The 13,569-nt window shown below is 71.2% G+C and carries 14 protein-coding genes; 12 read left to right on the forward strand and 2 right to left on the reverse strand.

Annotated features, from left to right (window positions below):
• Positions 1 to 145 precede the first annotated feature (145 nt).
• The 10 genes from SLP03_RS21730 to SLP03_RS21775 all read left to right on the forward strand — a co-directional run bounded on the left by SLP03_RS21730 (position 146) and on the right by SLP03_RS21775 (position 8,765).
• The gene (locus tag SLP03_RS21730; RefSeq protein ID WP_319462465.1) at positions 146 to 541 is read left to right on the forward strand and encodes a transcriptional regulator; all 396 of its coding nucleotides are present in this window, start codon (positions 146 to 148) and stop codon (positions 539 to 541) included.
• A gap of 181 nt (positions 542 to 722) precedes the next feature.
• On the forward strand, positions 723 to 2,318 hold the full coding sequence (locus tag SLP03_RS21735) for an FtsK/SpoIIIE domain-containing protein (RefSeq protein WP_319462466.1): 1,596 nt from the start codon (positions 723 to 725) through the stop codon (positions 2,316 to 2,318).
• Positions 2,315 to 2,569, forward strand: coding sequence for a hypothetical protein (locus SLP03_RS21740; protein ID WP_319462467.1), 255 nt, complete (start codon positions 2,315 to 2,317; stop codon positions 2,567 to 2,569). Before SLP03_RS21735 ends, SLP03_RS21740 begins: the two co-directional genes overlap by 4 nt.
• Positions 2,570 to 2,572: 3 nt before the next feature.
• Positions 2,573 to 2,761 carry a hypothetical protein gene (locus SLP03_RS21745; protein ID WP_319462468.1) on the forward strand — a complete coding sequence of 63 codons (189 nt, stop codon included), beginning with the start codon at positions 2,573 to 2,575 and terminating at the stop codon, positions 2,759 to 2,761.
• A complete protein-coding gene (locus tag SLP03_RS21750) occupies positions 2,758 to 3,294 on the forward strand; it encodes a DUF2637 domain-containing protein (protein WP_319462469.1) in 537 nt (178 codons plus the stop codon). Before SLP03_RS21745 ends, SLP03_RS21750 begins: the two co-directional genes overlap by 4 nt.
• Positions 3,291 to 5,051, forward strand: coding sequence for a replication initiator (locus SLP03_RS21755; protein WP_319462470.1), 1,761 nt, complete (start codon positions 3,291 to 3,293; stop codon positions 5,049 to 5,051). Before SLP03_RS21750 ends, SLP03_RS21755 begins: the two co-directional genes overlap by 4 nt.
• 2 nt (positions 5,052 to 5,053) lie before the next feature.
• The gene (locus SLP03_RS21760) at positions 5,054 to 5,233 is read left to right on the forward strand and encodes a helix-turn-helix domain-containing protein (RefSeq protein ID WP_319462471.1); all 180 of its coding nucleotides are present in this window, start codon (positions 5,054 to 5,056) and stop codon (positions 5,231 to 5,233) included.
• Positions 5,233 to 6,444, forward strand: coding sequence for a site-specific integrase (locus SLP03_RS21765; protein ID WP_319462472.1), 1,212 nt, complete (start codon positions 5,233 to 5,235; stop codon positions 6,442 to 6,444). Before SLP03_RS21760 ends, SLP03_RS21765 begins: the two co-directional genes overlap by 1 nt.
• A 171-nt stretch (positions 6,445 to 6,615) precedes the next feature.
• Positions 6,616 to 7,374 (forward strand): hypothetical protein, encoded by a 759-nt coding sequence (locus SLP03_RS21770; RefSeq protein ID WP_319462473.1) that lies wholly within the window; start codon positions 6,616 to 6,618, stop codon positions 7,372 to 7,374.
• 587 nt (positions 7,375 to 7,961) lie between these two features.
• On the forward strand, positions 7,962 to 8,765 hold the full coding sequence (locus tag SLP03_RS21775; RefSeq protein ID WP_319462474.1) for an inositol monophosphatase family protein: 804 nt from the start codon (positions 7,962 to 7,964) through the stop codon (positions 8,763 to 8,765).
• Between the two features lie 220 nt (positions 8,766 to 8,985).
• Here SLP03_RS21775 and SLP03_RS21780 read toward each other — a convergent pair whose 3' ends face one another.
• Positions 8,986 to 10,260 carry a M48 family metallopeptidase gene (locus SLP03_RS21780; protein ID WP_319462475.1) on the reverse strand — a complete coding sequence of 425 codons (1,275 nt, stop codon included), beginning with the start codon at positions 10,258 to 10,260 and terminating at the stop codon, positions 8,986 to 8,988.
• Between the two features lie 100 nt (positions 10,261 to 10,360).
• Positions 10,361 to 10,762, reverse strand: a complete 402-nt coding sequence (locus SLP03_RS21785) for a hypothetical protein (protein WP_319462476.1) — start codon at positions 10,760 to 10,762, stop codon at positions 10,361 to 10,363.
• 469 nt (positions 10,763 to 11,231) lie between these two features.
• On the opposite strand from SLP03_RS21785, the gene SLP03_RS21790 reads away from it, so the two are divergent.
• Positions 11,232 to 12,143, forward strand: a complete 912-nt coding sequence (locus SLP03_RS21790; protein WP_319462477.1) for a histone — start codon at positions 11,232 to 11,234, stop codon at positions 12,141 to 12,143.
• Positions 12,144 to 12,220: 77 nt separating this feature from the next.
• The coding region (locus SLP03_RS21795) for a ribonuclease catalytic domain-containing protein (protein WP_319462478.1) at positions 12,221 to 13,569 on the forward strand (1,349 nt) is incomplete at its 3' end.

The raw sequence follows: 13,569 nt of genomic DNA on the forward strand, positions 1-13,569 counted from the left end.
CGTCTGGGGCCTGTCGAGGTGGTGCGAGCCGGGAGTTCGCCTGACGCTGCTTGCTGCTGTCGCGCGAACTTGTTGACTTGTCTGCCAAGTGCCGTCTACCTTGGACGCCACTTGGCAGACAAGTTAACAAGTTGGAGGTTGAGCGATGGCTCTGCGAGGCGGAACGCGGTTCGCCGTGCGGTTCGAGGACGTGTTCCCGGCCGGGTGCGCGTTGGTGCCCGAGTCGATGGGTGAGGTCGAGGACTACGACGAGAAGACCGGCCGGCGGACCCCGGCCAAGGACAAGGTGACCGGCCAGCGGGTGTGGCAGGTCCGGGTGATGGACCTCGACCCGGAGCTCGGGAAGCGGTCCCGGGAGACGACGGTCAAGATCTCCGCCGACTACCAGCCGGTGCCGCCGACGGGTGCGCCGTTCGAGGCGGTGGAGTTCGACGGCATGACGGTCACGCCGTACGTGACCAACAACAACCGGATGGCGTACTCGCTGCGCGCGACTGGGCTGCGGGCGCCGGCGGGCGTGGCCAAGAAGGCGGCGGCGTAGCCGCATCAGGTGGGGGCGGGGCTGTCAGGTCTTGGCGGACGGCAGCCCCGCCCTTTGTCTCTTCCCCCTGCTCTGGCGAGAGAGGTAGTGACATGTCCAAGGGTATGCCCGCCTTCGGGCGGGTGCTGGTGGCGGTCGTGCGGGGTGCGCGATGATCCGCCGGCCGCGTGGTGAGGTCGTGATGACCACGGCCGGGGACCTGATGGTGATCCGGCCACGTCGGCTGGAGCTGCCGGTCTGGCTGATCGTGCTCGGCCTGGTGCTGCGGTGGCTGTGGCGCGGCCTGTGGTGGTGCGTCCGTCACCCGGTTTCCGTCGGTCTGGTGGTGGCCGCGGTGCTGCTCTATCGGGAGTTCGGCCGCTCGGGGCTGATCGTGCCGCTGGTCCTGGCCGGGCTGGTGTCGGCGGTGTGGCGGTGGAAGCACGAGGCGTCCTGGTGGGCCTGGTGCGCCGGCCCGCTGCTGGGTCGGGTCCGTCAGGTGTCCGTCTACCGGCGGGCGTGGCGGGAGGCCATGACGCTGTGCGGGCTGACCCGTACGTATGACCATCGGGTCGTTCTGCCGCAGTTGCTGCGGGTGCGTTCGGATCAGGCGCTCGACGTGCTGACCATCCGTATGGTTCGGGGCCAGACGCCGGAGGAGTTCCAGCGGGTCACCGCGAACCTGGCGTACGCGTTCGGCCGCCGGCACGCCCGGGTCTACTCCGAGCGTCCGGGGGAGCCACCGGTGCGTACCGGTTACTGGTCGCTGGTGCTCGGCTGGGTGGACCGGCTGCGGTACCGGGACCGGCCGTCGCTGGTGTACCTGGTGGTGGTCCGCACGGATGCGTTGCGGACGGTGGTGAAGCCGTTCGACGTGCCGTCGCTGCCGGACTTCACCGCGCTGCCGCTGGCCCGGCGCGAGGATCTGCGGCACTGGCGCCTGCACCTGCTCGCCACCCACGTCCTGATCGGCGGCGCCACCCGCTCCGGCAAAGGCTCGGTGCTGTGGTCCCTGGTGCGGGCCCTCGCCGGTGGGATCACCTCCGGGCTGGTGCGGCTGTGGGTGATCGACCCCAAGGGCGGCATGGAGTTCGCCATGGGTCGGCCGCTGTTCGCCCGGTTCGCCTGCAAGTCCTTCGAGGCGATGGCGGACCTGCTCGACGAGGCCGTGGCGGTGATGCGGGAGCGGCAGACCCGGCTGGCCGGCGCGGTGCGGGTGCACACTCCGACCGAGGCTGACCCCCTGGTCGTGGTCGTCATCGACGAGATGGCGGCGCTGACCGCGTACCTGCAGGACGTTGACCTGCGCAAGCGCATCGCGTCCTCGCTGGGGCTGCTGCTGTCGCAGGGTGCCGGGGTCGGCGTGCTGGTGGTGGCCGCGTTGCAGGACCCCCGCAAGGAGGTGCTGCCGTTCCGGGACCTGTTCCCGACCAGGATCGCGCTCGGCCTGACCGAGGCGGCTCAGGTCGACTTGGTGTTGGGCGACGGCGCCCGTAACCGGGGTGCCCTGGCCGACCAGATGCCCCGGTGGGCCAAGGGCGTCGGGTACGTGATCCTCGACGGCATCCCGGAACCGGCCCGGGTGCGGTTTTCGTACATCTCCGACGACCACATCCGCGAGCTGGCCACCGGGTACGCGGCCCCGGCCGACGCGGCGGACATCCTCGCCCAGGTCGGCCGGGAGACCGCCGACGAACCGACCCGGCCGCCGTTGCCTCGGCCGCGTCGGGGGCCGCTGCTGCCGGACTCGCTGCTGACCTTCCTCGACCGCGACGCCGACGGAGGTGAGCCGCGGTGACCGCCCCGACCTTCTACCGGCTGCGTGCCCCGAACCCGGATGGCGCGAGCAGCACCGCCGTGTCCGTGCGCGTCGACCCGGAACGGCCCGATCCGTACCCGGTCTATCTCGCCGTCGGCGGCGGCCGGCGCCGCATGCACCTGACCCCCGACGAGGCGTGGGCGCTGTGGCGCTGCCTCTCCGAAGCGGTCGCCTCCCTCGGCGAACCGCCCGAGCACATCCGTACCCGCGTCGCCCCGGCCCGGAGGTAACCGATGTCCCTCAAGCGCTTCTTCCTCGGCACCCACCGCATCAAGCCGCTGCACATCGAGCTCAACGACTCCCCGGACCGGCTCGCCGCCGCCCTGCACGGCCTGGCCCACTTCGTCGACCACCGCCGCGACCTGCACGGGCAGCGCATCCACATCACCCTGACCATCCGCGACCACGGGAGCCGCCGATGATGCGCGCCGAGCCGGCCGCCCGGCTGCTGATCCTGCTCACCGTCGGCATCATGGCCGGCGCCGCCGCCTTCACCCACGTCCACGACCTGACCGTCGCCCACGGCCAGCCCGACTGGATCGGCTGGGCCAACGCCGTGGCCGTCGAGCTGATGGCCATCTACCTCGGCCTGGAGATCCGCGCCCGGCGCCGCGCCGGTCGCCCGGTCGGCATGGTCGGCGTGCTCCTGGTCGCGTTCGCCCTGCTGTCCCTCGCCGCCCAGGTCGCGGAAGCCGAACCGTCCGTGTGGGGCTGGATCGTCGCCGCCGTGCCGTCGCTGGCGTTCCTCGCCCTGGTCAAGGTCGTCCTGTCCAGCGCACCCGCCGTACCGCCGGCACCCGAACCGGACCAGCCGCAAGCCGACTGGTACGACGAACCGCAGCACGTCGAGCCCGCCCCGCCGGCTCCGGTGATGCCGCCGGCATCGGCCGCGGTGCTGCCCCCGCTCGGCGTCGTCCAGCCCAACCGGCCCCAGGTCGTGGGGATCATCCGATGACCGCCCCGACCCTGCCCGGCCTCGCCCCCGCCGCCCCGACCCCGGCTGCTCCTCGGCCGGGGTCACGGGCGGCCCGCATGGCGCTTCCCCGCTCGGTCGACGTGCTCAAACAGATCGCGATCGAGTACGGCGTCTGCGTCCGCCCCCTGGCCATGCGCCGCACCGACCTCGACACCGGCCTGACCGAGGTCATCGACCTTCCCTGCGGCGCGACCCGCGAGGACAAGTGCCCGCCGTGCGCCAAGAAGAACCGCCGGCTGCGGCAGGCCCAGATCCGCGAGGGCTGGCACCGCGACGACGAACCCCTACCCGGCCCCGAACCCGCGACCGAGGCGCAGAAGTCCCTGATCCTCTTCCGGGCACACCTGGAGTTCTCCCGTGACGAGTCCGTGCGCGCCGCCCAGTGGGACCAGGTGACCGACCTCGACGAGGCGATCCGCGAGGTAGAGGAAGCCATCGCGGCGGAGGGCCTGCGTGGGCGCGTCGGCCCACCCCATGCGGGCGTCGACGAGGACCAGGACGAGGAGTCCGGCCCTCGGCGTAAGCGCTCCACCCGCCGGCGCCAGGACGCACCCGACCTGCCTCGTCGCAAGGTCGAACGGCGCACCGTCGGCAAGACCTACACCGCTCGGGACGGCTCGACCTTCCGCCCGTCGATGTGGCTCACGCTCACCCTCGACTCCTACGGCCCTGTCCGCCCCGACGGCACCCCGGTCAACCCCGGCCGGTACGACTACCGCCGAGCCGCCTGGGACGCGGTCCACTTCCCGCGGCTGCTCGACCGGTTCTGGCAAAACCTGCGGCGCTGCGAGGGCTGGAACGTCCAGTACGCCGGCTGCGTCGAGCCGCAACGCCGACTCGCCCCACACGCCCACTTCGCCATCCGGGGCACCATCCCCCGGGACGTGCTGCGCACCGTGGCGGCGGCCACCTATCACCAGGTGTGGTGGCCTGCGGTCGACCTCCAGCGCTACACCCTCGACCGGCTCCCCGTCTGGGACGATCAGGCGGCGGCGTGGGTCGACCCCGACACCCGGGAGCCGCTGACCACCTGGACGGAAGCACTCGACGCCATCGACGACGATCCGGACGCTGAGGCGGTGCACGTCGTCCGCTTCGGCACCCAGGTGGACGCCCGCGGCGTCATGCCCGGCACCGAGGATGCCGAGCGCACCATCCGGTACGTCACCAAGTACATCACCAAGCACACCGGCGACTGCCACAAGGCGACCACCGAGCGGCAACGAGCCCACCTCGACCGGCTTTGGCATGAACTCCGGATCACCCCGTGCACTGATCGGTGCGCCAACTGGCTGCTCTACGGTGTCCAGCCGAAGAAGGCACACGCCAAGCTCAAGCCCGGCCGCTGCAAGGGCAAGGTCCACCAGCGCGACACCCTCGGCATCGGCGGCCGCCGCATCCTCATCTCCCGCGACTGGTCCGGCAAGACCCTCGCCGACCACAAGCATGACGTACGCGCCTGGGTCCGGGCACTGCTCGGTGTCACCACCGACAGCGCCACCACCGGGCAGCTCGTCGACGACCAGGGCGCCGCCGTCGAACGGGTCCGGCACGCCTGGGAACTCGCCCGGCCCGACGACCCGGACGTAGGGCCGATGGCCCACCGGCTCATGCGGTCCATCAGCGAACGCGCCCGGTGGCGTTCCGAACTGCTCGCCGCCAAAGACCGGGCCGCCCAGCCGCCGCCGGACGGATCGACGACGCGAACAGACGGCACGACGGGGGAGGGGCTGTGACGGTGGCAAACGACGAACTCTGGACCATCCGGGATGTGGCGGGGTACCTGCGGGTGCCGACCGAGACGCTGTATCGCTGGCGCAAGGTCAAGTACGGTCCGCCGGCGGCTCGGGTCGGTCGACACCTGCGGTACGAGCGGGAAGCGGTCCGGGCGTGGGTACGTGAGCAGGCGGCAGCCTGATGGGACACGTAGAAGACCGTTGGTACAAGGTGATCCGGCATCCCGGCGGCCGGAAGGAGCGGGTCAAGTCGGACCTGTTCGGCAAGGGGCTGCGCTACCGAGTCCGGTACATCGGCCCCGACGGCCGGGAACGTAGCCAGTCCTTCCCCGACCGGGCCAAGCGCGAAGCTGACGCCTTCCTCGTCTCCACCGAGACGGACAAGCTACGAGGCTCTTACGTCGACCCTTCCGCCGGCCGGATCACCTTCGCCGAGTACGCCGATAGCTGGTTGCGGACGCGCTCCTTCGACGAATCGACCCGGGAGAGCACGGAGTTCCGGGTGCGCAAGCACCTGCTGCCGTTCTTTGGTTATCGGCAACTGGCCTCGATCAAGCCGGGTCACGTCCGGGAGTGGGACGCCGGGATGGTCGGCAAGCTGGCTCCGGCGACCCGCGCCGTGGTCTTCGCTCACCTGCGGACCATCCTCGGTGCGGCCGTCGACGACGAGCGCATCGCCAAGAACCCGTGCTCGGCGGCCTCCGTCAAACCGCCCCGGCCGGTACAACGTCGCGTCGTCCCCTGGCGGGCCGACGAGGTCTCGGCAATCCGCGGCGGCCTCGCTGAGCGGTACCGCCCGATGGTCGACCTGGGCGCCGGCTGCGGATTGCGGCAGGGGGAAATCTTCGGGCTCGGCGTCGACGATGTCGACTTCGAGTCGGGCTGGGTTCACGTCGTTCGGCAAGTCAAGGTGGTCCGTTCCCGGCTGGTCTTCGGCCTGCCGAAGAACGACCGGGACCGTCGGGTGCCGCTGCCCGACTCGGTGGCTCAGTCGCTCAAGGAGCACGCCGACAAGTACGCCCCGCTGTCGATCACGTTGCCGTGGGAAGACCCGTTCAGCGACGAGCGGGTGAGGGTGCCACTGATCTTCACGACCACCCGGCGGGGTGCGATCAAGCGGGCCACCTTCGACGGAAAGAGCTGGCGTCCTGCTGTCGAGACGGCTGGCATCGTGCCGTCCAGGGCGACTGGGATGCATGCCCTACGCCACTTCTACGCATCTGCGTTGCTCGACGCTGGGGAGAGCATCAAGGCCCTTGCCTCGTACCTCGGGCACTCTGACCCAGGCTTCACGCTCCGGGTCTATACCCACCTGATGCCGGCCAGCGAGGAACGCACCCGCCGGGCCATCGATGACCTCTTCACGACGGCTCACCAACCAGCAGTTAGTTGATCAATAAGCTACGTCGAGTCGCAGCAGCGCGACGTGGATCCGATGAGGTACACAGTCGGCTGAAGCAGCGGCGCCGCCCGGAGCGGACCGGGCCGCACGACGGGTGAGAGAGGCTGGCAAGTGGGCGAGCGCGGCGAGTCCGTTCGGTACGCGTACTGGTCTGATCGACGAGTGCGCTCTATTGCCGACGACGACGGAATCAATATCGATCCGCGCTGGAAGACGAAGATTTCCCTCTTCAAGATTCCAGTTGTGCAGACGGGGTTCGATCTTGAACGAGAGCCGCGCACTCTTCATCGGAGGGAAATAGCAAGCCGCATCGAGCGTGCTATTGGGGATCTCGCCGTTGAGGACTTCGTGACGCCACCTCCGGTGCGTTACGCAAAAGGAATTGGACGGATCGAATTTTCCCACTTCGTCAACGAAGAGCAGAAGCGAGTTGTCCTGGGTGTACGCTCCATCGCTTCCGACGGCACTCGTGTGGCCGTCTGCCTCTTCGGCAGTCGCGACAATGTCGCCGGCTTCATGGGTCCTCTCGACCCTGTGGCAAGCGGCTGGAGTTCTTCTGCGATGTGGTCGGTCAGCGAGTGGTTGGCGGCGGGATGCGGGGAGAGTTCATTGCTGCACGATGACCAGCAGTCGATTTCGGTAGAGGCCATGAAGATCGCTTTCGAGCAGGGCTTCACGCAGGAGTCGCGCAATGCCTCCGACCGGCCGTGGACTCGGGGTTACACATTTGCTGATGCCACTGACTCAGAGTGGTTCGCGGAGATCTATAGCGACGTGGTGCTTGATAAGGACCGATGGAGCCTGGATGAGCCTGTGGATCGGATCCTCGTCGGAGCGCCGCTATGGGTACGGACTCCGCGGGCTGCTGCACGGCGATACCGCGACTTCCGTAGAGGCATGAACGTCAGGCGGTACGAGTAGCTCGTCTCGGGTTGGCGATGGCTAGACCCGACGTCTTGTGAGACACCCTGACGGCCTGGCGGCGGCCTGCAGCGGCTGTCGTCAGGCTCCGCCCCTGGCCAGCGGGGTTGCAATGATCTTAATCCGGCGTACAGGTCGACTCGTCCGTCGCCCACCAGGTCACCGCCTTGATCAAGGCGGTGACCTTGACGTATATCCGGCAGTCGATGGCCGTTGATGGTCAACATTGGTTGGCGTTTGACGCCCCACTCGCGCCCTGAGGCGCCCTGGAAGCGCCCTGCCATTCCGACCTGGCCTCGATCCACCCGCGTGCCGGCACCGTCAGTTTGGAAGGACGAAGATCATCGCCGGCAAGGACCTGGTGAGCCAGGTCAAGGCAGGAAGTGCGTGACCGCTCGTGCCCCCTGGCGACCGTCCGGTGAACCGGCTACTGGCGCGTGGATGGCCGGCGACCTGCATTACGGGACCCGCCCGCGCCACAGCTCGCCCGGCGCTCTGTGTGAAGGAGGCTTGTACGGCAGCCGCCTCAGCCACGCTCCTTGATCTCGTCGCTCAGGCGGTACGGCGGCCGTGTCTATCCTGCCCGCATGCTGATCTCAGATGAGAAGGTGGCTGTTGCGGCAGCGCAAGCGGGAGCTGCTGTCGTGCGGGCAATGTACGGGGCCTCTCTGACGCGCTTCGAGAAGTCTGGGGGTGACTTCGCCACTGCTGGGGATATCGAAGCGGAGAAGGCCATCCTCGACGTTCTTCGCTTCACGCGCCCGGAGGATGCCGTGACGGGTGAGGAGAGTGGACGCACGGGTGCTGGCGCCGCGGAGCGTATGTGGCTGGTCGATCCGCTCTGCGGCACGCTGAACTATGCCGTGCGGAACATGCTGGTCGCGGTGAACGTCGCGCTGCGGACGGGTTCGATAGTCACCGTGGCGGCCTCAGCCGACCCGTTCGCCGATGAGGTGTTCTGGACTGACGGCATTCGCGCGTACGTGCGCCGCGACGGTGTGGACGAGCAGCTCAGGCCGTCGGCCGAGTCGGGGTTGGTGGATGTCAACCTCGATCCGCCGTTTCCGAACGCTCCCCGGTTCCGGGCTGTGCGACTGCTCGCCGACACGGGGTTCGTCGAGCGGTTCCGCCCACGCGTGGTCTCCACCAGCCTGGCGGTGGCCTGGGTGGCAGCCGGCCGACGAGCCGCATACGTGACCGATGGCGACCTGCGGGACAGCGTGCACTTCGCCAGTGGAATCGCCTTGTGCCAGGCCGCGGGATGCGTGGTGACTGGTATCCAGGGGCAACCGCTGCACACCGGCGCGGGCGGGCTCATCGTGGCGGCAGATGATCAGACGCATGCCGCCTTGCTGGCACTTGTCGGGAACCAGCTCTCACCTGGTTGTTGATCAGCCGTTTTCCATCCCGGCAGGTAGGCAGCGCTGGACCGGTACGAGCGCGTATCACCCTGCCGTGGGAAGACCCGGCCGGCGCCGAGACGCAGACCGTCGCCCTGTGGTTGACACGATCCGGCGTACATGTCGAAACGGCCGTCGCCCACCAGGTCGGCCGCTGCCACATGGCGGCCGACCTGCCGTGTCTCCGGGCGCTGTGGGCGCCTGACCGGGATCAGCCCGACCAGCTCACCTCGCGGCGGACCCGCTCGTACTCGCGGGCCAGTTCGGCGTCGATCCGCGCCATCCGCTCCTCGGTCAGCTCCACCGTCGGCTCGTGCGACGGCCGGCCCGCCAGCATCCGCTGCCGCAGCCCGGCGGGCGGATGGGTGGCGAAGAGCGACGTCTCCTGCCGTATCGACAACTGCCGCAGCAGCGGCAGCCGGGCCGCCGCGGTGGCCCGGGATTCGGCGACCGCCGCCCGCCACCGGTCCGGCCCGTGCCCGGCCCGCGACTCCCGGCGGACGGCGAGGGCGATCGACTCGTCGGCGAGAAAGGCGTCGAGCATGCCGGTCGTCGCCGCCGAACCGGCGATCCGCGCCGCCAGCTCGTCGGCCAGGTACTCGGCGCGCTGGCTGTCCCGCAGCGCGATGCTGACCAGCACCAGGTGCGCGCCGAAGAGCAGCCGCGCCAGCACCCACTGGACGGTGTTCGCCAGGGCCGTGCCGACCAGCTCGGCGATGCCGCCGCCGGAGACGGTGCGCACCGGACGCACCAGGTCGGCGGCGGAGCCGAGCATGGTGACGGCGGGCTGGACCAGCAGCGTCCGGCGTGGGTCGCCGTTGACGAAGTGGCCCAGCTCGTGGCCGAGCAGCGCCACCCGCTCCTGCGCCGGCAGCGATCCCCACAGCGGCAGCCCCAGGCAGAGCACCCGCCGTCGGCGCACCCCGACGGCGCCGGCGTACGCGTTGATGTCGCCGTCCACCCCGACGATCTGCGGCGCCGGCGCGCCGATCGCCGCGGCCACCTCGTCGACGAGGGCGAACAGCTCGGGCGCCCGGTCCCGGGAGAGCACCGCCAGGTCCTCGTCCAGGCGGCCGAATCGGGGCCGCAGCGCGTACGCCAGGCCGAGCAGGGCGACGCCGAGCACCACCGACGGGTTCGGGAAGGAGAAGGCGACGATCAGCCACACCCCGGTGACCGCGAGGGTGAGCGCGCCGCCGAGCAGCAGCAGCGAGGCCACCGCGGTGACCACCCGCGCGGTGGCCGGCCCCGCGTGGTCCAGCGGTCGCCCGACCAGCCGGTCGAACTGTCGCGTGGTCATCCGGTACGCCAACCGGTACATCCACCGGTCCACCCAGGCCCAGCCGAACTCGCTCGCCTGCCGACCCCGGTCGTACGCGTCGAGGTTCCACTCGCAGCCGGCGCACCACGGCGTCGCGTCCCGCAGCGATACCGTCGTCGCCGCGCAGCGGGGGCAGGTGGCCACCCCGGTTGTCGTGTCGATCATGACGACCGATCCTGCCGAGTGGCCGTGGCCGGCGGAACCGGCCGTTCAGCCGACCGGGTCGGCCGGTGGCCGGACCGGGGACGGGCTTCGCCGGCCGGCGTCAGCCCGGGCACGGCAGCCGCTCCATCGGCGCCGGGGTGGCGGCCGGTTGCACGACCTGGCCGAAACAGGCCCCCATGTTCGCCCGCTGCCAGCCGAAGACCGAGGCGGCGGTCTTCGCCACCCGGACCCGGAAGACCAGCCGGACACCGGGGCCGCTGCCGTCGACCGTCAGCACCTCGACCCCGTCGACGGCGTCGGCGGCGTCGCGCAGGGCCGGCTCGGACGCCGACGGCGCGGCCAGCAGCGCGGCCCGGGTCCGCTGCGCCGTGGCCGTCACCTCCCAGTCGGCGCGCCGTTCCAACCGATGCTGGGACCGGTCCCGCAGCAGTGGCACCGCCGCCAGCACCCCGGCCGCGGCGAGCGCCGCGAGCACCGCGGCGGCCAGGAGGCGGCGCCGCATCCGTGCCGATGTTCCTTCCCCGTACCGCACCCGGGGATTGTGCGTCACCGACCCGGTGCGCGGCTGCCCCGTTCTTCGCCGTTCCGGCCTCCGGCGACCGGAAGCACGTCTACTGTGGAGGACATCGGCGACTATTTGCGGCGATCCGGTGGCGGCCGGACGCTTCGCGGTGCACAGTGATCTCATGAGCGACAGCGGAAGTGGTGGACGGTACTACTGGTGTACGCGACACCACCGGGTCGAGACCGATGCCGACGTGTGCCCTGCGAAGCACGTTCTCGGACCGTACGCCTCAGCCGCCGACGCGGAGAACGCCCTGCAGAAGGTGCAGGAGCGTAACGAAGCGTGGGAGGCCGAGGACGCCCGTTGGGCCGGGGAGGGCAGGTAGACGGCGCGGGACGGCCCGCGTCGAGGAACTCCGTGCTCCGCGAGGAGCCAGGCGAGAGCACGTCCCCAAGGAGGAACCGAGATGGCCGAAGCACAAAAGGCCACCACCCGCCCGGCCGCCACACGTACGACCGCGAAGAAGACCGCCGCGACGCGGCGGTCCACGGGGGCCGCCACGGCCCGGACGGCGACGGTCACCAAGGCGTCGCCGAACGCCTCGGGCGCCGGCGCCGGTCGGGTGCCGGCGAAGCAGGCCGTCGCGAAGAAGGCGGCCGCCAAGAAGGTCGTGGCGGCGGCGCGCAAGGCGCCCGCGAAGAAGGCCCCGGCCACCAAGACCACGGCGAAGAAGGCGCCGGCCACGAAGACCGCCGCGAAGAAGACCGCCGCGAAGAAGGCACCCGCCAGGAAGACCACCACAGCGGCGAAGAAGGCTCCCGCGCGGAAGGCGGCGGCCAAGACCACGGCGGCGGCCAAGACCACGGCGGCGGCCAAGACCACGGCGGCGGCCAAGACCACGGCGGCGGCCAAGACCACGGCGGCGGCCAAGACCACGGCGGCGAAGAAGGCCCCCGCCAGGACCACAGCCGCGGCGAAGAAGGCGCCCGCGAAGACCACCGCGGCGGTGAAGAAGGCCGGCCCCGCGCCGAAGAAGACCGCCGCGAAGAAGACCACGACCGCAGCGAAGAAGGCCCCGGCGAAGAAGACCACCGCCGCGAAGGCCACCTCGACCCGCCCGACCGGGGGCGCCCGCAAGGCGGCGGCGAAGAAGGCTCCGGCGAGGAAGGCCACCGCCGCCTCCTCGACCACCACGCGCAAGGCGGCGGCCAGGAAGGCGACCTCCGCAGCGTCGTCCGTAGGCCCCGTCGAGGCCATGACGAGCACCTCGACCGGCACCCACAAACGGACCACCGCCGCCCGGAAGCCCGCCGGCACGAGGGTCGTCGCCGGCCGTTCGACGATCAAGCCGGCGAGCGCCCGGAAAGCGGCTGGCTGACGCCCGAAGGCCGCCGCTGACCGGTCGTACGCCGTGCCGGTGAGCGGATCACGCGCCGCACTGTCAGGATTGACCCCGTGGTGATCCGACGCGTACTGGCGCCCCGCATCGACTTCGGCGCGCTGCGCCGTGAGCTGGGACTGCCCGAGGTCTTCCCGGCCGCGGCGCAGCGCGAGGCGGAGGAGGCGGCCGCCGCGCCGCTGCCGGCCACCGCCGACCGCACCGACATCCCGTTCGTCACGGTCGACCCGGCGACCTCACGCGACCTCGACCAGGCGATGCACCTCAGCCGCCGGCCCGGTGGCGGTTTCCGGGTCCGGTACGCGATCGCCGACGTCGCCACGCACGTGCGCCCCGGCGGACCGCTGGAGGAGGAGACCTGGCGCCGCGGCCAGACCGTCTACCTGCCCGACGGCAACGTGCCGCTGCACCCGCACACGCTCAGCGAGGGGGCGGCCAGCCTGCTGCCCGACGCCGACCGGGCGGCGGTGCTCTGGACCATCGACCTCGACGCCGAGGGCGACACCGTCGCCGTCGCGCTGGAACGCGCCCGGGTCCGCAGCCGGGCCAAGCTCGACTACGTCGGCGTGCAGCGGGACGCCGACGCCGGCCGGCTGCCCGAGCCGATCGCCCTGCTGCCCGAGATCGGCGCGCTGCTCACCGCCCGGGGGCTGCGCCGGGGCGCGATCAACCTGCCCCTGCCCGAGCAGGACGTCGAACCGGACGGCGACGGCTGGCGGCTGGTGCTGCGCGGGCCGGTGCCGATGGAGGACCACAACGCCCAGATCTCCCTGCTGACCGGGATGGCCGCCGCCGAGCTCATGCTCGCCGGCCGGATCGGCCTGCTGCGCACCATGCCGCCGTCGAAGCCGGAGGCGGTCGACCGGCTGCGCCTCGCAGCCGCCCCGCTCGGAGTGGACTGGCCGGCGGACCTCAGCGTCGGTGAGGTGCTCGCCGGGCTGGATGCCTCTCAGCCGCGGGCCGCCGCCTTCGTCGACCAGGCCGCGGAGCTGATGCGCGGCGCGGCGTACACCGCCTTCGACGGGGAGTTGCCGGAGCAGCCGGAGCACGGCGGGGTGGCGGCCGCGTACGCCCACGTCACGGCGCCGCTGCGCCGACTGGCCGACCGGTACGCGACCGAGGTCTGCCTGGCCCTGCACGAGGGCCGGGAGGTGCCCGACTGGGCGCGCGCCGCGCTGTCGAAGCTGCCGGAGGTGATGGCGACGACCGACCGGACGGCGTCGGCGGCCACCCGCGGCGCGGTCGAGCTGGCCGAAGCGGTGCTGCTGGAACACCGGGTGGGGGAGACCTTCTCCGCGGCCGTGCTGGACGTGGACGCGCCGCCGAACGTCAACTCGAAGCCGGGCCGGCAGCCCGGCGGCTCGTCCAGGGCCACCGTGCCGCCGGTCCGCGCCCGCTGCACCGG

The organism is Micromonospora sp. RTP1Z1, assembly GCF_033804685.1.
Classification (GTDB): Bacteria; Actinomycetota; Actinomycetes; order Mycobacteriales; family Micromonosporaceae; genus Micromonospora.

What these genes read in the sequence shown, in the direction of transcription:
- SLP03_RS21765 (WP_319462472.1), top strand. Translation starts at nt 5,233, where the DNA reads ATGGGACACGTAGAAGACCGTTGGTACAAGGTGATCCGGCATCCCGGC.
- SLP03_RS21755 (WP_319462470.1), top strand. Translation starts at nt 3,291, where the DNA reads ATGACCGCCCCGACCCTGCCCGGCCTCGCCCCCGCCGCCCCGACCCCG.
- SLP03_RS21780 (WP_319462475.1), bottom strand. Translation starts at nt 10,260, where the DNA reads ATGATCGACACGACAACCGGGGTGGCCACCTGCCCCCGCTGCGCGGCG.
- SLP03_RS21745 (WP_319462468.1), top strand. Translation starts at nt 2,573, where the DNA reads ATGTCCCTCAAGCGCTTCTTCCTCGGCACCCACCGCATCAAGCCGCTG.
- SLP03_RS21775 (WP_319462474.1), top strand. Translation starts at nt 7,962, where the DNA reads ATGCTGATCTCAGATGAGAAGGTGGCTGTTGCGGCAGCGCAAGCGGGA.
- SLP03_RS21785 (WP_319462476.1), bottom strand. Translation starts at nt 10,762, where the DNA reads ATGCGGCGCCGCCTCCTGGCCGCCGCGGTGCTCGCGGCGCTCGCCGCG.
- SLP03_RS21790 (WP_319462477.1), top strand. Translation starts at nt 11,232, where the DNA reads ATGGCCGAAGCACAAAAGGCCACCACCCGCCCGGCCGCCACACGTACG.
- SLP03_RS21730 (WP_319462465.1), top strand. Translation starts at nt 146, where the DNA reads ATGGCTCTGCGAGGCGGAACGCGGTTCGCCGTGCGGTTCGAGGACGTG.
- SLP03_RS21750 (WP_319462469.1), top strand. Translation starts at nt 2,758, where the DNA reads ATGATGCGCGCCGAGCCGGCCGCCCGGCTGCTGATCCTGCTCACCGTC.
- SLP03_RS21735 (WP_319462466.1), top strand. Translation starts at nt 723, where the DNA reads ATGACCACGGCCGGGGACCTGATGGTGATCCGGCCACGTCGGCTGGAG.